The organism is Paenibacillus sp. lzh-N1 (genome assembly GCF_002872435.1).
Classification (GTDB): domain Bacteria; phylum Bacillota; class Bacilli; order Paenibacillales; family Paenibacillaceae; genus Paenibacillus; species Paenibacillus polymyxa_C.
On record NZ_CP025696.1, the window covers coordinates 1,380,723 to 1,399,194 of the forward strand.

Here is an 18,472-nt window from a genome sequence, read left to right on the forward strand (position 1 = left end):
GTCACGGCCGATCCCGTGTTTACTTGACCGCCTTGGATATGATCTGATTCAACTTTTCAATGGTTGTCGCAGCATCCTGCTTGCCCAGGAACATCAGGTCAATGGTTTCCGTGATATCGGAGTTCAACCCCGGCACCTGTGCATCATACGCCAATGCAGAACCATAAGCATGCCCTTTATCTCGTCCCTCAGTCAGATAGCCTGAGTGCTCAATCGTCGCCTTTTTCATGATGCTCTCATCTGCGGCAGCAAGCGTACCCATGGCATTGCCACCTTCAACCAGCCGCTCCTCCTGCCCTTTCACAGAGACATAGAAGGCTGCCAGCTTCATGGCCTCTTGCACATGCGGACTATTTTTGTTCACAGCTACATATGCAACCGGGATGGCGACAGGCTCATTTTTACCAGTGTTGGAGGGCCAGTAGATATAATCAAAGTCAAGGCTTTTATTTTGGCTAAACAAAGGCTCCAGCCATCTTCCCGCCGCCAGCATGCCGACCTGGTTGGACATGAACATGGCATCTGCCCCCTGCCCTTTCGGAAGCGAACCAAGGTATACCGCATTTCCCTTTTTCACCATATCGTGCATGAAAGCGAAGGCTTCCTTACCCTTTTCATTGTGGTCCAGCACATATTTGCCTTGTTCATCAAAGATCCGGCCACCATTCGACCACACCCATGAATACCAGTGAGCCCACCAGTTTTCCGCAATATAGCCCTGCTTTCCAGCGGCCTTCAGCTTAGATGTAACCTCCTCAAAGGCGTCCCAGTTCCACTTGCCCTCATCATAGTATTCCTGCGGTGTCTTCACACCTGCTTCCTTAAATACCTTTTTGTTGTAGTACATGACCATCGGGTTGGAGTCAGGAGTGACTCCATAGATTTCCCCATCACGCTTGGCCGGCCCCCATAATCCTTCGGAGAAATCCTCTGCCTTCACGTCGCTTGCCTCACTTTTTAAAAATTCACCCAAAGGCTGCACCTGCTTTGCTCCGATCAAACGCGCCATCGTCGATTCATAGGAATAAAAGACATCCGGTCCGCGGCTTCCCTGTAGCTGTGTCAACAACTTTTGCTCATATTGGTCTCCTGGTACAGGTACCAGCTTAACCTCGATATTCCGATTCTCTTTTTCAAATGCATCCAGTGCCCGCTGATACACCTTCACCTCCGCAGGATTACCCCAAACCTGCATCGTAAGCTGCACTTTTTGCCCAGCTGTGTTCTCTATCTTGGGGGAAGTGCTGCATGCTGCTGCAAGTAAAAACAGAACGCTGAGGAAAAATCCAATCTTTATCCAGCTCATGTAATTGTCCACCTTAACCGCCTCCTGTAGCTTCGCATGGTTGTATATCACCCTTCATTTGAAGCGCTTACAAAACTTTCCCTATCATCATATGTAGAAGGAGAAAGCGCGATATCCCCATTTTCATTTTTATATAATTTTTTTTCTTTTGAGTCACTCTGACATGACAGCAACCCAGAAGAAAGACATCACGAGGACGTAAAGGTCTGCACAACAAAAAAAGAAGAATGCAGATCACCTGCTTCCTTCTTTTGTATTCCTTCAATTAGGATTCGTTTTTCTATGACTTTATTAGCATCTTTTCAAAAGTGTTATAGCCATTCGTTTCGCCCATATAAGTATAGCCGCATTGTTTGTAAAACCCGCTAAGCTTGTCATTGCCCGCAATACAATCTAGACGAATTCGATCCTTGCCTGCGAAGCGTATGCCTTGCTCAATCCACTGCATGAGCTCGCGGCCCAGTCCCTTCCCAGTGTTATCGCGATCTACAACCAAACGATGCAGATATACGGAGGTACCTCCCTCGGAATTCGTTTCCTCTAATCCCCACAATCTACTATCCCAAGCACTGGGCTGCTGCTGCAAGATTACTGCACCTGCCAAGCGATGATCCTCTGACGTTCGGAAAATAACCACTTCTCCGCGTGCAATAGCACCACCCAGATTGTGATCATCTTCTCCTTTTAGTAATTTGCCCCATTGCGTGGAACCCTTGCTGTGCAGCCATCTAGCCGTCTTTAAAATTAACTCGTGAACCTCAGCCTGATCTTCGGCACTTGCCTGAAAAGCTGTTAATCCTGGTTTGACGGATGATTCGACAATAGTCATTGATGTCATGCTGCACCTCAACCCTCTGATTATTTTATTTATGTATAAAATATAGCATAAAAAAAAAGAGTCTGACTTCATCTGTTTTTTTTGCAACAGCGGTTCCCTCCGCTTACCGGATATGATTCTTTTTGCTCCTGCTCGTCATCCATACCAACACACACCTGGTCTTCTACCAACTTCCATATCGCCCATACCCTTCAATGGTTTCTACATGGAAATTTCAAATAGTTTCAAAATTATTCAAAATTACATTATATTCGCTAAAAAAACAATATTGACGCTATAAATTGGTTGTTTTATTGATTTCGAGAACTCCTACCTTATATGTACGTATATGAACATAAGGGAGGAAATTTCCGATGGGTGCTATCGAAGATTATCGACGCGAGCTTTATAGAATTGCTTGGAGAATGCAGTATCGTACAAAACGCAATCGGAAACGTGAAATTTCTTTAGAATCCAAACCTAATCTCTTTCAAACCTCGTTTTCGGAAGAGTCCGATAACAAAATAATGATGCAATCATATATTAATAGATTAAGGTCTGAGACAGGCAAAAAAGTCATCTATGAAATTTACATAAACGATAAAGCAGAAGGCCAAGTTGCCAAGGAACTCCATATTACACAACAGGCGGTGAGCAAATGGAAAAAGAAGGCACTTCACGATTTATGTCAGATGATGAGTTTATGAAATTAGTAGAACTCGCCCAAACAAAATCCGATGTAGAGGCTATGAATGCAATTTTCCAATATTTTGATCCAGATATTAAACGATTAAGTAAATTTATCCGTATGCCAAAAGAGGATGCCATCCAGACCATGAAAACTGAACTTCTAGAGTTCATCATGAAAAAATAATGTGTCCTTGGCGATAAGCTGCTTGCGGTTACTCTACCAGAGGCAGCTTATTTAGCTTTTGCTGTAGTCAAGTTGAAAGGTACTCCTCAACTCTTCTCACATCTTGACCATAATACAGGATAAATTAAAGATTTATCCCAGCACCTATTCTAGCTAGAGGGGCTATTCAAATTCAGAGGGGAATTTTCCCAACCTAAAAAAATTCATATTCGGTTGTGTAGTTACAGCCCCCAACTCCTATATAAGTGTAGGGGATAATCGAGCAAAGTACATAAATTAAAAAATTTATGTACTTTGCAATTTTCACGATTTGGTTGTAATTTACAGCCTTAAATCACCTACATAATGAAAGGGAATTGAAGACTGATATCAAATAAATGTGGAGCCATTTAGATGTCAGCGACTCCATCAATTCCTCATAAAAAATCAGGAGGTTGATAGATTATGGCAAGATCACGAGAGTATGCAACAACAATAACGGCAAGTCCGTATCAATTACTAAAAATGAGTGAAGCACAACGTGTCGCATTAGAGAGCGGGAATTTCAGAGGTGGTTCTGCCAACACAGCTGCAATCGTAGCAGGGCTGTCAGGAATAACAGCTACGGTTCTGGGGCTGATCTTCGTTGCAAGTACACCAGTAGGGGTAGCAATGGGAATTGCTTCCCTCGCCTCTTCGCTATTTGCCGCAGGCACGGGTTCGACAGTCGAAAATGTCATTAGCAACGGTATTGCGGGCATTGATAAAATCAACAATCAAATTGCCCTTTACGGTGAAAGATACGATCTTTATCAGATTAAATTCCCGTTCCTTGAGTACACTCTACAAGACGGTACCGTTATCCGTTTTATTTCGGGTAATGGCGTTGTGCAAAAAGCACACTCCGGAAATGGATGGGAAGTTTTCTAAGAATAATTCCTAAATAACTGAGAAAAAGGTCGGTTGAGTTTGATAACCGACCTTTTTTATACAAACTAACTACTCCTTCTGGAAAAGTTTATCGATTGAATTTTTGAACGAATGGTAGTCGAATTCGTTTGTTATCATATATTCCTGCCTATAATTTTTTTCCTGATCAAAGATAGATACTAACTTATTATTCTTAAATGTAATTTCATACTTCGATGTTGAATCCTGATTGCTTTTCGGGCGGATGATAATAGTATAGTAAAAAGGAACTTTATCCCCGTTATTCATTCCGTTTGTTTTTTTAAGCTCAATGCCAGATAATTGATCCAATATTGTTTTAACTCCACTCTTTTCCATCACATGCACGTTATAATCGGCTGGTTCATTAGTAATTTTAGTGTGCGTTCTTATGATCTGAAGGTAGACATTATCCATATCGACCTGATCTAACACAGCTTTTTGAATAGAGGTATTTAAATTCAAAAAATAATAAGTGCCATAAATGCCCCATGCTAGTACTAAAACAATAACAACTGCAATCTTAATAGTTCGATTCTTCATCAATTCACTTCCTTATTTTTTAGTATGATCTCTTTAAAAGTATAGCCACTGTAAATGAGGAAATAGGATTCTGCTATTAGAAAAAGCGACTTATGCCACCATGTTTCTTGTGACATAAATAAAATAGGATAATTCCGGATGAGATCATAAGCATAATCAGTTCTACAATCGTGTCGGCTATAATACTGGTTCTATGACTATTCTGGTACTTTTCGTACATCGTTCGACCAATCAAACGAACGGCGTACGCACCCATCAACCAATCATAAATATAGTCGGGCGGATTATTATATACAATTCGCACCGTGAAGGTAGCTAAGAAAATCATCAAAATAAGAAAAATTGGATTCTTCAGCTTCGTCAGCATAGTTCTCTCCTTTCACTCCATTTACAATTATTATACATTATCTGTTTAGGGATTTCATAAAATAGACATACTTCTCAAAAGAAGGTAATTTGTCATGATAAAAGGGTGTTTCTGGATCAATCCAGAAGCACCCCTTTTTTATGAGCCAGTTGCAACCCTAAAGGCTGGTTAAAACCAGCCGGGGTATCTGTAGCAAATAGGCTCGCTGATCAGCAAGTAAGGGAGCGAATAGGACGAGAGTGGGGAAGCTGGCTCATGCTACTGGCTCTAAGGCGGCAAGAGCGCTCGCCTAAGAGCCAGTACGCACCGCTGGGCCGCTACGCTAATCATCATGTATGCCTGCACAGGGCAGCACCATGATTCCGCTGCACTCCATCGTCGTGCCCCTGTACAAGGCTAAATCCCTAAGAATTTTGAAGAGAAGTAAGGAGGTTCTTGAAGAAAGCTAGGAACATGACTTGCTTCGCTGCAAGGTATTTTCCCCTGGTGTTCACTTATCACAGCCTGTAAGAGCAAAAAGGAGGTTTTCGATAATGTTACAATAATCGCAATTTTTCTTTACAAAGAAGGAATCTTCATTCTTTTTTAACGGTTGTTAAATAGAATTTGATAACTCCCTCCCTTATATACACGTATATGAACATAAGGAAGGTAAATTTCGTTGGGAGCCATTGAACATTATAGACGTGAACTTTATAGAATTGCTTGGCGAATGCAGTATCGGGAAAAACGTAATCGCAAACGTGAAGTTTCTATGGAATGCAGTCCTGACCTCTTCCAACCCTCTTTTTCGGAAGAATCTGATAACAAAGTGATGTTACAATCTTATATTAATAAATTAGAGTGTGAAGCAAGCAAAAAGGTCATCTATGAAATTTACATAAACGACAAAACAGAGGCCCAGGTAGCCAGAGAACTCAAAATCACTCAACAGGCGGTGAACGAATGGAAGAAAAAGGCTCTTCGCGAATTATGTCAGATGATGAGTTTATGAAGTTAGTAAAACTTGCCCAAACCCAATCTGATGTAGAGGCCATGAATGCAATATTTCAATATTTCGATCAAGATATTAAACGATTAAGCAAACTTTTCCGTATGCCAAAAGAGGATGCTATTCAGAGTATGAAAACCCAATTTCTTGAGCTTATCATGAAAAAATACATCCTTTTATCGATAAGCTGTTTCTGGAACTCAACCGGAAGCAGCTTATTTAGTTTTTGCTTCGACATTCTTCAGCATGGGCTAAACAGTTCAAAAAGCATTTTCTTCAATCAGAAAAAAAGTCATTGTTCAGTTGTGTAGTTACATTTCCAAACTCCTATATAAGTGTAGGGGATAATCGAGCAAAGTAGTACATGAATTAAAAAATTTATGTATTGGCAATTTTCACGATTTGGTTGTAAATCACAGCCTTAAATCACCTACATAAGTGAGAGGGAATTGAAGACTAACATTAAAGAATGTGGAGCCATTTAGATGTTAGCGACTCCATCAATTCCTCACAAAAAATCAGGAGGTTGATATATTATGGCAAGACATGGTGCAATCGTAACGGAAACTAAATCTGCAAATTACACAGGAATTACAACCAAGCTTCAAATCCCCTCTCAAGCTAACTTTGTAAATGGATATTTCGACTGGTATCTTGGCATTGGAGCAGCAAACATTGAGGCTGGCATATCGTATTCTGCTGCTGGATTCAAAGTATTTATCAACGGTGTAGAGGGCGCCGAAACTGGTTCGAGATCTCGAACTGTATCTTCTATCCAGAAAGGTCAAACTGTAGATTTGAAGCTGACATATGATCATTCCACCAAGAGATCATCCCTCTATCTTAACGGTTCAACTTTACCTTGGACAGACAATGCTTTGGTTACAAAAACCGCTGGCTTGAATACCTATAACACAGTAAAAATGGTACACGGCGTTCAAGATCAGGGTGGCTCTTCCTACAGCCGTGCCAGTTTCTCACAAACTCAATTAAGAACAGATACTAGTGGAGCAACATATAAAACATGGACAAGTGATCTTTCCAACACGATTCGCAGAGTGCCTAATGGTGGCACACCGGATAGCGCAGATAAGTTTACAATTTTCAACAACGCTCCATTGATTACAAAATTAGATCCAGCATAAAATAAAATCTAAAAATAGGGTAGCTCTTAAATAAGAGCTACCCTATTTTTAGATTCCCGGGACTGCATTGGTTCAAGGAAAAATCAGGAACAAAATAAGCGAGGCAGATACTAAAACAGGGATCTACAAAAGTGAGAAGAGTCACTGAATTTGATTTACACAATCCATTTTATGTTATAATCATTAAATAGATGCAACTTTTCTCTTTTTTATCCGTCTATAACAACAAATACATTTTTGGAGGTAAAAAGTATGAATTTCATCTCAAAAATTGCATGTATTTCTATTTTGAGTCTTACTTTAAGTGCGGGAGCAGCATGGGCTTCTTCGGTACATATTATCGTAAATAATTTGAATATCCCCTCTGATGATGCTTATCAATCTCATGGCACTACGATGGTCCCGTTAAATGCTGTACAAAGTTTACCCGAGGTATCCATTACATGGAATAATACTACTAAAACAGTGGTAATAGATCGTAGCGGTAAAAAAACAGTTTTGAAAGTTGGACAAAAAAACACAACCATTGGTTCAAAAAAAATAACATTGCCTGTTGCCCCAACTTTGAGAAACGGACGGGTTATGGTGCCTCTGCGATTTATAGCCGATTCATCCGGTGCGTATGTCTCCTGGAACCCAAAATCTCAAACGGCATATGTAGCAAAGGCAAGCAACGAAATAAAAAAGAAATATACATCTGATAAGCTTAATGTATCCAGAGGAGCAGTAATCAAACTCCCTAAAATTAGTAGTTTAAAAGAATTTACACCCAAAGGGTACGAAAATCTAAACACAGACTATTATTTTCCTGAAGGTAAATCAGATTCGTTTTTCATTCAGGAAATGGATGTAATCTCTTTCTATAAAGCTAGCAACGATCGTGTTGAATTAATATGGACGGCACGCTTTGACTCAACAAAAAAAGAAAGCAATGGTCTATCTTTTTTGCCTTATAAATTATTAGAACAAGATGGTCAGAGACCTACGTTTCAAAATCGAGTAGCCCATTTTAACTTTATGTCCGCCATTGGAGAAATGAGTTACAGTCTCATTGACAATAATGGAAAGGAAATAAACCAGGGACAAAAACCAGTTGATCCAACAAATTTCTTTGTTGATATCCCAGATGAACAAAAATAAACCAAAAAAAGCTATGTCTTTCTAGATTATTGCACATAGACATTATGAATAGCGTAGTGCTTCAATCCCACCTACCTTCTGTCCGCAGGTAGGTAAGCGTGAGAGTGCCTAAACCGGTGCACCTAATCGGCCTAGACACTCTCGCATCAACCTAATTATGTCTCCTGTTTTTTTCAGTAAAACTTACATAATTTGGTGAAATTATTTAAACATACTGGCTCAGCCTATAGAAAAATATTTATACAATTATTGGTTCCTCATATATCAAACATGAGACCACACGCTTCCTGCATGTTCAAATCATTCCTCTTTACACCCTCTTATCTCTTAGATAGTATAATAGCCAGCCAGTTAGAAAAATCCTCCCTACATCTAAATAAACTACATTAGTCACGAACGAGTTTTTTGTTCCATATTTCGCAGGTTTTTGAATTCTCGAACACTTCATCATTTTAAAAAATAGCAATTTTTTTGTTTCGATATCTATTCCGTATTATATTTTAGTACCGTTCCTCTATTTACATTAATTTCTAATAAAAAAAACAAAATAAAGTATTATCCAGAAAGATTATGTCTTATAGTAACATATATATTGCAACCTTCACTTCTGTTGATTCTGCAGAATAAGCTCTACAAAGTCAACTTTTAATCTGTACAGCAGGCACAATTCGGTACATTCCTGCAGTATCGCCAGTCGCGGGACGTGCTTCCTGAATGATCCAGCCTAGCGACAGCACCTGCTCCAGCCGATCATACTCAGCCTGCGTCAGTTCGGATGTTACAGCTTCGCTTCCTTCTTCCAGGGACAGCTCAGGCTCACGCCCGAGCGCCACGGCAATCCACGAACGAATGCCACGGATCGTATTATATTTGATCTGATACCCGTCTGTTACCGCGTTGACAAACACCTCCGGCTCTTTGGACGCCAGCCCGGTGGCCAGTTCCGTATAATCAAACTGTCCGTCCGTTGGCAGCTCATTTTGCTGCACCCGACGGATGAGTTCCTCATGGGACCAGCCTAATGAACGTAAGATTCCAGCATGAGCGCATCCCACTGGGAAATACGTTCTCTTTTCGTCGATTCAGTCATCATTTTTTACCTCCTATGGGTTATGTACACCTTACCATCGATCTTAACCTAACGGCCAACCGGGTACGCCACATAATGGCCGGGACTAATTTCTTTCAGTTCGGCGGCATCGTTGCTATCCTTGTCCCATGCCCATGAACCGTCGGATTGAACCAAGCTATTCTGCCGCTCGCCGACTGCTCTCGGATCAGGCACAGGGATGGATGACAGCAGCGCTTGCGTGTAGGGATGAGCGGGCTGCTCATACAGTTCATCTGCGTCAGCCACTTCCACCAACCGTCCATGATACATCACGCCGATTCGATCCGAAATATGCCGCACCATCGACAAGTCGTGAGCGATAAATAGATACGTCAGCCCGAACTCCTGCTGGAGATCCTCCAGTGTGTTAATGACCTGCGCCTGAATGGACACATCCAGCGCCGAGATCGGCTCGTCACAGACGATGAACTCTGGATTCACGGATAAGGCACGAGCGATGGAAATCCGCTGGCGTTGTCCGCCGCTAAATTCGTGCGAATAGCGGTACAGGTGCTCCCGCTTCAGCCCTACCTTCTCCAGTAAAGCCACTACGGCATCCTTACGCTCACTGCCCTGATGCAATCTGTGAATATCCATCGGCTCACCAATCAGGTCAAGCACGTTCATACCCGGATTAAGCGAAGAATACGGGTCCTGAAAAATGCTCTGAATACGCCGACGCAGCGGCTTGAGCTGTTTGTCATTCAGCTTGGAAATATCCTGACCGTCAAAGCGTACCGTACCTTCCGTATAATCGTATAACCGAGTCAGGCAGCGTCCAACCGTCGATTTGCCACTACCCGACTCGCCGACCAGTCCGAACGTCTCGCCGCGTTTGATTTGGAAGCTTACGCCGTCAACCGCCTTAAGCACCTCGGAGCTACGCCCTAACAAATCTTTTGCAGTCACAAAATGCTTCTTAAGCTGGTGTACTTCCACCAAGGGCTGACCCTCACCCGCCACATGCTTCGCTTCATTCATCGTCATTCCCCTCCTCTGCACGGCCCGCTTCGGGCGTCTCGTAGACTCCGGCAGGCACAGCTTCCGGCTCGTTCAACCAGCAGGCTGCTCGCTGGTCAGGGCGCAGCTCCACCATCGGCGGCCGCTCCACACAGCGGGCGAACGCGTGCGGGCACCGTTCCATGAACGGACAGCCTGATGGCGGGTTCAGCAGATCCGGGGGCGTACCCTCAATCGGTACCAGCCGCTCACGGAAGCCATTCGTACGCTGGGGTACAGAGCGCAGCAGACCCTGCGTATATGGGTGGCCCGGACGATAGAAGATATCGTCCACGCGTCCCTCCTCCATCACCATGCCGCCATACATCACGATGACTCGGCTGCACACCTGGGCGACAACGCCCAGATCATGGGTGATCAGGGCAATCGACATATCGGATTGCTGCTTAAGCGTCTTGAGCAGCTCCAAGATTTGCGCCTGAATCGTCACATCTAGCGCTGTAGTTGGCTCATCTGCAATCAGTAGCTCCGGATTGCACGAGAGCGCCATCGCGATCATCACCCGCTGGCGCATCCCTCCGCTGAATTGATGCGGGTATTGATTCATCCGGCGCTCCGGCTCGGTAATGCCTACTTGTCGCAGAAGCTCTACCGCTGCTTGCGTAGCTGCTTCCTTGCTCAGTCCTCGATGCCTGCGAATCACCTCGACCAGATGATAGCCTACTTTTTTGACTGGATTCAGCGAAGTCATCGGGTCCTGAAACACCATCGCGATTTGGTTACCGCGTATTTTACGCCATTGTTTTTCTGTCAGCGCGGTCAAACTTTCTCCACGGTAACGGATATCGCCGTTCAGCCGCTTGCCGGGCGGGGCAATCATCGACATGATCGCTTTCGCCGTAACGCTTTTGCCGCTACCGGATTCTCCTACAATTCCTACCGTTTCTCCAGCATCAATATGAAAGCTAACCCCTCGAACAGCCTGATTCTCCCCCTCACGAGTGAAAAACGAGACCTCCAGCTGTTCGACGGACAGCAGATGTTCTGTCATTGTGTTTTCGCCCCTTTCTGTCGCTCCTGGAGCCATTGGTAATGGATCTATGCTGTGAATCATCGTTTTACTAATTTGGGCTCAAAGCCTACACGCAGTACATCTCCCAGTACATTAAAGCTCAACACGGTCAGTAAAATAAGCAATCCCGGAAACAATGCCATATATGGTGCCTGTGCAATATAACCTTGGGCATTATTCAGCATACTGCCCCACGTAGCGTTCGGCAGTTGAACACCAAAGCCGAGAAAGCTCAGTGATGATTCCATCATAATGGCTGAAGCGATATTGTTCGTCGCTCCTACGATAATGACTGGAATCAGGTTGGGTACGATGTGCTTCGAAATAATGCCAAATGTACTTTGTCCGGAAGCTTTGGCATAAAGCACATACTCCCGTTCGCGCAGCGTCATCGTCTCTGCCCGCACCACCCGGGCAATATTCATCCACATGAGCAGGGCGATAATGACAATGATATTGCCAACGCCTGGCTTCAAAAACACACTAAGCAGCAATATAACCAGAAAGGACGGAATTGACATGATTAGCTCCAAAATCCGCATAAGCAGGTTGTCAATCCACCCGCCAAAATAGCCGCTCACAATGCCTACCACTGCACCAATACTGGTCGCAATAATCATGGACGCAAAGCCCACCAGCAATGATACACGACCGCCATACAGCGCTCTTGTGAAATAGTCCCGACCGTAATCGTCCGTTCCAAACCAGTGTGCGCCTCCCGGTGGTTGGAGGCGCTCCAATACGTTCAGCTTATTCGGGTCCTGCGGCGATAAAAAAGCGAAAATCGCTCCCAGCGAGAATATGATCAATAGTATGAGGGCGATGGCGCCCATTTTGCTCGTCATCAGCTCGATCCCGATGTTGCGCCATTTGCTGCGATTCATGTTTTCACCTCGTTGATTTAATTCTCGGGTCCGCCATGCTGTACAAGATATCTGCAAGCAGATTACCCAGGATCAGCAGCAGAGCGGAAAATAAAGTAATCCCCATAATGACGGGATAATCCATTCCTTTTACAGCTGTCATGCCCAGCGAGCCAATGCCCGGCCAGGAAAATACCGTCTCCGTCACAATGGCTCCCGCCACCAGATCTGCAACCGACATACCAAGCAGCGTAATGATGGGCAGCAGCACATGCTTGAGCACATGTCGAAACAAAACCAGTCGTTGTCCAGACCCGAACGCGTACTGAATCTGCACGTACTCTTCCTTAAGCTGCGTAATCGTGCTGGAACGGATGTACCTTACATATACAGACAGGAAGCCAAAGGCTAGTACAAAACATGGCAAAATTCCATGCTTGATCACATCCAGTACCGAGTCCGTACCGATGGTACGCATTCCTGTACTTGGAAGCCAATGCAGATAAATCGCAAACAGATAAATAAGCAAAATGCCGAGCCAGAACAATGGAACAGAAATGCCGATGTATGATATTAGATTAATGAGCTTGTCGATCCAGCGATTCCGATTGGCCGCAGCAATCAAACCAAGTGGAATCGCAATTAACACAGCGAGGATGATGGAGGCGCCCATTAACCCCGCTGTCGCGGGAAGACGGTCGAGAATCTGATCCAGTACAGGTTGATGATTAATTAGCGAATAACCGAGATCCCCTGTCAGACTTTTTTTAAGCCATAATATGTACTGTACATAAGCAGGCTGATCCAGCCCCAAGCTATGCCTCATTCGTTCGATATCTTCCAGATGCATATTCGGTGTTACAAAAGAGAGAACCGGATCACCTGGAGCCAGCTTGATCAAGCCGAAGCAGACGATGGACACAAAAAATAGCATCGGTATAACTTGCAGCAACCTTCTGGCGATGAGTTGTCTCATACGTTTTCCTTCCCCTTGCTGTTTTCGAAAAAAATAAGCTGGTTACCCCAGCTTATTTTTTGAAAACCCTGTCTTATTTGTGATAAATTTTGGACAAATCCTCGAAAATCACGACCGGCTTCAACACAGCCTGATCAATACCGCCATACTGCTTGTCGAAGGCCACAATCGTTTTGGTATATGCAATCGGGTAGATAACTGCATCATCAGCCAAAATTTCTTGTACCTTTTTATAAATTTCTCCACGTTTCGTCGTATCCGACTCACCCGCGCCCTCTTCCAACAACTTATCTACTTCTTTATTTGAATAATGCGAATAGTTGGAGGACGACCCAGTGCTATACAAAATACGATACGCATCAGGGTCATACCCCATGATATAGCCACTGATCGCCAGATCGAAGTCCTTGGCATTCGTATCGACGAATTTTTGCGACCATGCCGAGGAATCCATGCTGTTCACATCCAGCTGAACGCCAATATCCTTGAACTTCTGCTGGATATACAGTGCTTGTGCTTCCTGTACCTTGTTGCCGCCCGGAATGATAATGCGTAGTTTCAGTCCTTCAGCACCAGCTGATTTCAGTAGCTCCTTCGCCTTGTTCACATCATTATTGAAAAATGCAACATCATTCGTGTGATACAGTACATCCTGTGTCAAAGCGGATTTTGCAGTATCTGCATAATCTTTGGAGCCGTACGATACTTGGATCAATTCATCCTGATTCAGTGCATAAGAAAGCGCCTGACGTACTTCTTTTTTGTTCAACTGCTTCGTATCACTGTTCTCATTAAACATCAGGTAAGCCAAACGACCTTCGCTGTACGGGAAAATGTCAAACTTATCTGTCGCTTTAATAGTGTCTACGTTTTGTGGGTCGAGATAGTTTACATTGATTTCACCATTTTGAAGGGCCAAATTGGCAGCATTTGAATCTTTAACAATCCGATATGTCACAGAATCCAGATGCGGTTTGCCGCCAAAATAGTTATCGAACCGTTCGAGGGTCAAATACTCACCGGTTTTGTATTCTTTAAATTTGAAAGGACCCGATCCAACCGGCGTGTTGTTTTTCGTGCTTTTCTCAATATCCGCTTCATTCTCAAAAATGTGCTTCGGAATCGGGGATACCTGTACCAGTGCCGCTTCAAAAGCTGGAGCTGGTTGAGGAAGCTTGAAGTCCACCGTTGTATCATCAACCTTGCTCACCTGTACCGGCTTGCCGTTGACCATAAAATTACTTCTCAAGAAGCTGTGCTGCTTCTCGTCCAAGATTTTGTTAATGGTGAAAACGACATCGTCAGCTGTCAGCTTCTCGCCATCGTGCCAAGTCAGATCCTTTTTCAGTTTTAGTGTATAAGTCAACTTGTCTGCCGAAGGAGTCAGGCTATCTGCCAAATAAAATGTCTTTTTGCCATTGTTCACCTGGAACAATGGTGCGAATATCGCCTGATCTATCGTCAGACTTACCCGGTCACCCGCATAGTTTGGATTCAGCACCACCGGATCGGCTTGCACGCCGATAATTAGACTACCACCATCTTTGGGCTGTCCGTTATCTGCTGTCGTAGCATCTGTGCCAGACGCACCACTATTCGTCGCAGACGAAGATCCCGAATTTCCGCCGGAGCATGCACTTACTACCAACATGAATACGATGAATACGAATATACCTGTCAAATTACGACGCATCGCTCTAGCCTCCAAATTCTTTAAGTATGTATTGAAAAATATTATAAATCGGAATACTCGGATTTACAATCGTTTAAAACTGTCTATTCCCCTTGTCATTAGCATTGCAGACATTATGTAATCGAATTAGCAAAAATGACACTCGTTAAGAGTGTCTTTTAGAAGACCAGCAAACTGATTAATGCCAGAATGGCAGGCAGGCCTTGCTTTAATAAAATAGACTTATTGGCCGTTAATGCACCATACACCGCAGCCACTACCACGCAAATGACAAAAAATAATTGGATTTGCCGCCCGATCACAGGATCGGGATAGACCAAGCCCCACACCAATCCAGCAGCCAGAAATCCATTATACAGCCCCTGATTGGCTGCCAGGGATTTGGTCACTCCTGCCAGTTCCTTCGAGGTACCGAACGTACGAATCGCGCGTGGAGTCGTCCACAGAAACATTTCCAACACTAAAATGTACACGTGCTCCAGCGCTACAATTCCAACCAATATTGAACTAAGTAGGCTCAAATCGTTTCCTCTTTTCCACATGAAGTTACTATGAGGTCATTTTTAGATCGATCGTCAAAAAGTATAGTTCATCTACCAAAAACAGTAAAGAGACCGAGCCTATGGCCCGGTCTAATATTCACATGAAATCAAAAACCTTACATCGTTCTCGCAAAATCCAACAAAGCTTTGGACATACTGTTGATCTCATCCGTAGATGCATTCACTTGCTGCGTTAGCGCGGCTTGTGTTTGTGTCAGCGTAGACATGTTCCCGATGTTGTGCAGAATTCGCTCAATGAGTGTTTTCATTTCGTCCAGGCTGGTCTCGATATTCCCGGTCGCATCAGCACTATGGATGGCAAGCTTCCTCACTTCATCTGCAACGACCGCAAAACCACGCCCCTGCTCGCCTGCTCGCGATGCCTCAATAGCAGCATTCAGACCCAGCAGATTCGTTTGATTCGCAATCTCTTTAATGAAGTTCGAAATGTTTTGCGTCTCTTCTGCGCTGACTTTGGCTTGATTGGCTGCCTCTGTCGATTGCTCTTGAGCCGTAGCCAGCTCCTGCGCCTGGTTACTAACCGAGTTAACACCGTTCACCATTTCTGTAATGGAATCAGAGAGATGCTGGATTTTGAGCGTAAGCTCATCCGCCACAGCCTGCTTTTCCTTTTCTACTGTGATATCACGGATTGTTCCGGCAATGCGAATAGGTACTCCCTTACTATCGCGCAATGTTTTCCCACTGCAATAGTACCAGCGATGTTCACCATTCTTACGCACTAAACGGCATTCCATTTCGTAGGGTGTGCGCCCCGTATAATCATTTAAATGATCATTCAAAACTTTAATCGCCATTTCAGCATCCTCAGGATACAGGATTGAAGCCCAGCTGCTAAGCTTGCTTGGAAAATCCTGCTCGTCCTTAAATCCCAGCGTTTCGCGGAATTGCGGTGACCACCAAAATGTATTATCCGGATTCTCTATGTCCCCTTCGATAATATTTACATCGTAAGGAGCTTCAACCAACACGAGGTTAATGAGGTCGTATCTTGTAACTAGCGCCTGAAGCTCCTCCGACTTAATCTTCTGATCGTGCACATCCAGCAGAGCGCCCGCAATCCGAAGCGGCACTCCCTTCTCGTCGCGGATCGTCGTTCCGGTAGCCCGGAACCAGCGGTATTCTCCATGCTTCAGCTTCAAACGATACTGTACGTCATATGGCGTCTTTCCCGTAAAATCCAGCAAATGATCAGACAATTCTGCCAAAGACCTGTCATAATCTTCGGGATGCAGTCGAGATGACCAGCTGTCCAATACATTGGGGAATTCTTTTTCGCTCTGATATCCCAGCATAGAACGGAATTCTTCCGACCATGTGAACGTATTATTGGGATTGACAGGATCACCCGCAATGACCTCCATGTCCCATAATCCAATCTCTATCGCCTTGGTAACAAGCTTCAAACGGATATCAACATGCTGAGCATCATTTTTCATGGACTCTATCGCTTGGTTAACATTGTTTGCGATTTCTTGAACCTCAGGAGATGCTGAGGAGACTTGTATTGCAGCAGCATAATCCTTTTGCTGTATTCTCTGTGAAAGTTTGCGGCTTTCTTCTACTAAAGGAGCAAGTGATTGAGACTCATTTTTCTTGAGAAACATGCATGATCTTCCCTTCTAAGCCAATATATAAAACGGTATAATTTAATATCGGTATTTTATTAAGAATCATTATAAATAATTCTATAATCACATAGGTACTAAGGCTTATTTTTCATGCCCATATACCTATATATCCATACAAAAAACATCGAAAAATGTCGAAAAAGGAAGTGTGTTAACAAGTCTGGAAACAAAAAGAACACCTCTGCATTACTTCGCAAAGGTGCTCTTTTTATCCACTATACGGTTCAATGTATCTTATTTAATTGAGGCAACGTATTCCTCGCCTTTTTCTTTATCATATTGGCCTTCCCATTTGGACATGACTACAGCCGCAAGTGAGTTCCCTAAAACATTGACTACCGTACGCGCCATATCCAGAATACGATCAATACCAGCGATAAAGGCCAGACCTTCCAGCGGGAGATTCACTGCTCCCAGCGTAGCGAGCAACACGACAAAGGAAGCACCCGGCACACCAGCAATCCCTTTGGAGGAAATAATCAGTACGAGTACAAGCGTGATTTGGGTCGTGATCGGCATATCAATGCCATACATTTGGGCAATAAAAATGGCAGCTAGTGCCTGATACAGAGTGGAGCCATCCAGATTAAAAGAATATCCGATCGGAATGACAAAGGACGTGATTCCCTTCGGACATCCGAATTTCTCCATCTTCTCCATGATCTTAGGCAGGACACTTTCCGAGCTGGCCGTCGAATACGCAAGCAACAGCTCACTTTTCAAAATTTTAACCATGGTCCAGAGACGGGTACCGCAAAGCTTGGCGATAATTCCAAAAACAATCACAATGAACAGTAACATGGAGCCGTACACTGACAGGACAAGCTTCAATAACGGCCATAACGAAGCTAATCCAAACTTGGCCACTGTCGTTCCAATCAGTGCAAATACGCCAAACGGAGCCAAGCGCATAACCTGATTGGTTACCCAGAACATGGCGTCGGCTACACCTTCAAAGAAGTTCAGCACAGGCTTGCCCTTGTTACCAATCGCAGCTACTCCTAGTCCAAACAACACGGAGAAGAATATAATAGCCAGCATATCTCCTTCGCCCAGAGCTTGAATAACATTGGTAGGTACAATATGCACAATTGTATCTATAAAGTTATGGCCAGACTTTTCTGCAGTCTCCACATAGGAATGGATATCGCTTTTGGCCAGGTGGGACATGTCCACGCCCTCACCGGGTCGAACCAGATTGGCAACAAGCAGACCAAATAGGATTGCAATGGTTGTTACAATTTCAAAGTACAGAATCGACTTCCCGCCGAGTTTCCCCAGTTTCTTCATATCTCCGACGCCGGCTACACCGATAATGAGCGTTGAGATCACAATAGGTACGACAATCATCTTAATTAAGCGGATGAAAATATCACCGATCGGCTTTAAGTAGACTTCCACCCCTGAATTGCCGTAAAATAAGGCACCAACAATAATACCTAAAGCCAGACCGATAAAGATTTGCATTGTTAAATTAATCTTTTTCACTTCAT

At 43.9% G+C, this 18,472-nt stretch carries 19 protein-coding genes and 1 pseudogene; 7 read left to right on the forward strand and 13 right to left on the reverse strand.

Going from position 1 to position 18,472, the window contains the following annotated elements:
* Positions 1–19 precede the first annotated feature (19 nt).
* Complete coding sequence (locus C0638_RS06305) at positions 20–1,318, reverse strand: ABC transporter substrate-binding protein (RefSeq protein WP_058712118.1); 1,299 nt, start codon at positions 1,316–1,318, stop codon at positions 20–22.
* Positions 1,319–1,586: 268 nt separating this feature from the next.
* The gene (locus C0638_RS06310) at positions 1,587–2,144 is read right to left on the reverse strand and encodes a GNAT family N-acetyltransferase (RefSeq protein WP_058712117.1); all 558 of its coding nucleotides are present in this window, start codon (positions 2,142–2,144) and stop codon (positions 1,587–1,589) included.
* Between the two features lie 353 nt (positions 2,145–2,497).
* Here C0638_RS06310 and C0638_RS06315 point away from each other — a divergent pair, with 353 nt between their 5' ends.
* From C0638_RS06315 to C0638_RS06325, 3 genes are all read left to right on the forward strand, one after another.
* On the forward strand, positions 2,498–2,830 hold the full coding sequence (locus C0638_RS06315; RefSeq protein WP_058712116.1) for a hypothetical protein: 333 nt from the start codon (positions 2,498–2,500) through the stop codon (positions 2,828–2,830).
* Entirely contained in the window at positions 2,782–2,997 is a 216-nt protein-coding gene (locus C0638_RS06320; protein ID WP_233902290.1) for a helix-turn-helix domain-containing protein, read from the forward strand. The genes C0638_RS06315 and C0638_RS06320 overlap by 49 nt, the downstream gene beginning before the upstream one ends.
* Before the next feature lie 444 nt (positions 2,998–3,441).
* Positions 3,442–3,906: a hypothetical protein gene (locus C0638_RS06325; RefSeq protein ID WP_058712115.1), complete on the forward strand. Its 465-nt coding sequence runs from the start codon at positions 3,442–3,444 to the stop codon at positions 3,904–3,906.
* Between the two features lie 69 nt (positions 3,907–3,975).
* Here the strand turns inward: C0638_RS06325 and C0638_RS06330 are convergent, their stop codons facing one another.
* Complete coding sequence (locus C0638_RS06330; RefSeq protein WP_058712114.1) at positions 3,976–4,467, reverse strand: hypothetical protein; 492 nt, start codon at positions 4,465–4,467, stop codon at positions 3,976–3,978.
* A 76-nt stretch (positions 4,468–4,543) separates the two neighbouring features.
* On the reverse strand, positions 4,544–4,834 hold the full coding sequence (locus C0638_RS06335) for a hypothetical protein (RefSeq protein ID WP_233902291.1): 291 nt from the start codon (positions 4,832–4,834) through the stop codon (positions 4,544–4,546).
* 661 nt (positions 4,835–5,495) lie between these two features.
* On the opposite strand from C0638_RS06335, the gene C0638_RS06340 reads away from it, so the two are divergent.
* From C0638_RS06340 to C0638_RS06355, 4 genes are all read left to right on the forward strand, one after another.
* Positions 5,496–5,828: a DUF1492 domain-containing protein gene (locus tag C0638_RS06340; protein ID WP_058712113.1), complete on the forward strand. Its 333-nt coding sequence runs from the start codon at positions 5,496–5,498 to the stop codon at positions 5,826–5,828.
* Complete coding sequence (locus C0638_RS25575) at positions 5,780–6,136, forward strand: hypothetical protein (RefSeq protein ID WP_233902292.1); 357 nt, start codon at positions 5,780–5,782, stop codon at positions 6,134–6,136. The genes C0638_RS06340 and C0638_RS25575 overlap by 49 nt, the downstream gene beginning before the upstream one ends.
* A gap of 225 nt (positions 6,137–6,361) precedes the next feature.
* Positions 6,362–6,970, forward strand: a complete 609-nt coding sequence (locus C0638_RS06350; RefSeq protein WP_058712112.1) for a hypothetical protein — start codon at positions 6,362–6,364, stop codon at positions 6,968–6,970.
* Positions 6,971–7,222: 252 nt separating this feature from the next.
* Positions 7,223–8,110, forward strand: a complete 888-nt coding sequence (locus C0638_RS06355; protein WP_102163388.1) for a copper amine oxidase N-terminal domain-containing protein — start codon at positions 7,223–7,225, stop codon at positions 8,108–8,110.
* A gap of 638 nt (positions 8,111–8,748) precedes the next feature.
* Here the strand turns inward: C0638_RS06355 and C0638_RS06360 are convergent.
* The 9 genes and pseudogenes from C0638_RS06360 to C0638_RS06400 form a co-directional block, all read right to left on the reverse strand.
* A pseudogene (locus tag C0638_RS06360) lies at positions 8,749–9,200 on the reverse strand (hypothetical protein).
* A gap of 48 nt (positions 9,201–9,248) precedes the next feature.
* Positions 9,249–10,202 (reverse strand): ABC transporter ATP-binding protein, encoded by a 954-nt coding sequence (locus C0638_RS06365; protein ID WP_058711332.1) that lies wholly within the window; start codon positions 10,200–10,202, stop codon positions 9,249–9,251.
* On the reverse strand, positions 10,195–11,232 hold the full coding sequence (locus C0638_RS06370) for an ABC transporter ATP-binding protein (RefSeq protein WP_058711333.1): 1,038 nt from the start codon (positions 11,230–11,232) through the stop codon (positions 10,195–10,197). Before C0638_RS06370 ends, C0638_RS06365 begins: the two co-directional genes overlap by 8 nt.
* 59 nt (positions 11,233–11,291) lie before the next feature.
* Positions 11,292–12,137, reverse strand: coding sequence for an ABC transporter permease (locus C0638_RS06375; RefSeq protein WP_058711334.1), 846 nt, complete (start codon positions 12,135–12,137; stop codon positions 11,292–11,294).
* 4 nt (positions 12,138–12,141) lie between these two features.
* Positions 12,142–13,092: an ABC transporter permease gene (locus C0638_RS06380; RefSeq protein ID WP_058711335.1), complete on the reverse strand. Its 951-nt coding sequence runs from the start codon at positions 13,090–13,092 to the stop codon at positions 12,142–12,144.
* Positions 13,093–13,165: 73 nt separating this feature from the next.
* The gene (locus C0638_RS06385) at positions 13,166–14,785 is read right to left on the reverse strand and encodes an ABC transporter substrate-binding protein (protein ID WP_058711336.1); all 1,620 of its coding nucleotides are present in this window, start codon (positions 14,783–14,785) and stop codon (positions 13,166–13,168) included.
* Positions 14,786–14,943: 158 nt separating this feature from the next.
* Complete coding sequence (locus C0638_RS06390) at positions 14,944–15,306, reverse strand: DUF1304 domain-containing protein (RefSeq protein ID WP_025674330.1); 363 nt, start codon at positions 15,304–15,306, stop codon at positions 14,944–14,946.
* A gap of 137 nt (positions 15,307–15,443) precedes the next feature.
* Positions 15,444–16,955 carry a methyl-accepting chemotaxis protein gene (locus C0638_RS26025; protein WP_058711337.1) on the reverse strand — a complete coding sequence of 504 codons (1,512 nt, stop codon included), beginning with the start codon at positions 16,953–16,955 and terminating at the stop codon, positions 15,444–15,446.
* Between the two features lie 258 nt (positions 16,956–17,213).
* Complete coding sequence (locus C0638_RS06400) at positions 17,214–18,467, reverse strand: cation:dicarboxylate symporter family transporter (RefSeq protein ID WP_040102351.1); 1,254 nt, start codon at positions 18,465–18,467, stop codon at positions 17,214–17,216.
* Positions 18,468–18,472 lie beyond the last annotated feature (5 nt).

Excerpts from the sequence above, each read along its gene's own strand:
- C0638_RS06310 (WP_058712117.1), bottom strand. The coding sequence starts at position 2,144 with ATGACATCAATGACTATTGTCGAATCATCCGTCAAACCAGGATTAACA.
- C0638_RS06315 (WP_058712116.1), top strand. The coding sequence starts at position 2,498 with ATGGGTGCTATCGAAGATTATCGACGCGAGCTTTATAGAATTGCTTGG.
- C0638_RS06320 (WP_233902290.1), top strand. The coding sequence starts at position 2,782 with ATGGAAAAAGAAGGCACTTCACGATTTATGTCAGATGATGAGTTTATG.
- C0638_RS06325 (WP_058712115.1), top strand. The coding sequence starts at position 3,442 with ATGGCAAGATCACGAGAGTATGCAACAACAATAACGGCAAGTCCGTAT.
- C0638_RS06330 (WP_058712114.1), bottom strand. The coding sequence starts at position 4,467 with ATGAAGAATCGAACTATTAAGATTGCAGTTGTTATTGTTTTAGTACTA.
- C0638_RS06335 (WP_233902291.1), bottom strand. The coding sequence starts at position 4,834 with ATGCTGACGAAGCTGAAGAATCCAATTTTTCTTATTTTGATGATTTTC.
- C0638_RS25575 (WP_233902292.1), top strand. The coding sequence starts at position 5,780 with ATGGAAGAAAAAGGCTCTTCGCGAATTATGTCAGATGATGAGTTTATG.
- C0638_RS06350 (WP_058712112.1), top strand. The coding sequence starts at position 6,362 with ATGGCAAGACATGGTGCAATCGTAACGGAAACTAAATCTGCAAATTAC.
- C0638_RS06355 (WP_102163388.1), top strand. The coding sequence starts at position 7,223 with ATGAATTTCATCTCAAAAATTGCATGTATTTCTATTTTGAGTCTTACT.
- C0638_RS06365 (WP_058711332.1), bottom strand. The coding sequence starts at position 10,202 with ATGAATGAAGCGAAGCATGTGGCGGGTGAGGGTCAGCCCTTGGTGGAA.
- C0638_RS06370 (WP_058711333.1), bottom strand. The coding sequence starts at position 11,232 with ATGACAGAACATCTGCTGTCCGTCGAACAGCTGGAGGTCTCGTTTTTC.
- C0638_RS06375 (WP_058711334.1), bottom strand. The coding sequence starts at position 12,137 with ATGAATCGCAGCAAATGGCGCAACATCGGGATCGAGCTGATGACGAGC.
- C0638_RS06380 (WP_058711335.1), bottom strand. The coding sequence starts at position 13,092 with ATGAGACAACTCATCGCCAGAAGGTTGCTGCAAGTTATACCGATGCTA.
- C0638_RS06385 (WP_058711336.1), bottom strand. The coding sequence starts at position 14,785 with ATGCGTCGTAATTTGACAGGTATATTCGTATTCATCGTATTCATGTTG.
- C0638_RS26025 (WP_058711337.1), bottom strand. The coding sequence starts at position 16,955 with ATGTTTCTCAAGAAAAATGAGTCTCAATCACTTGCTCCTTTAGTAGAA.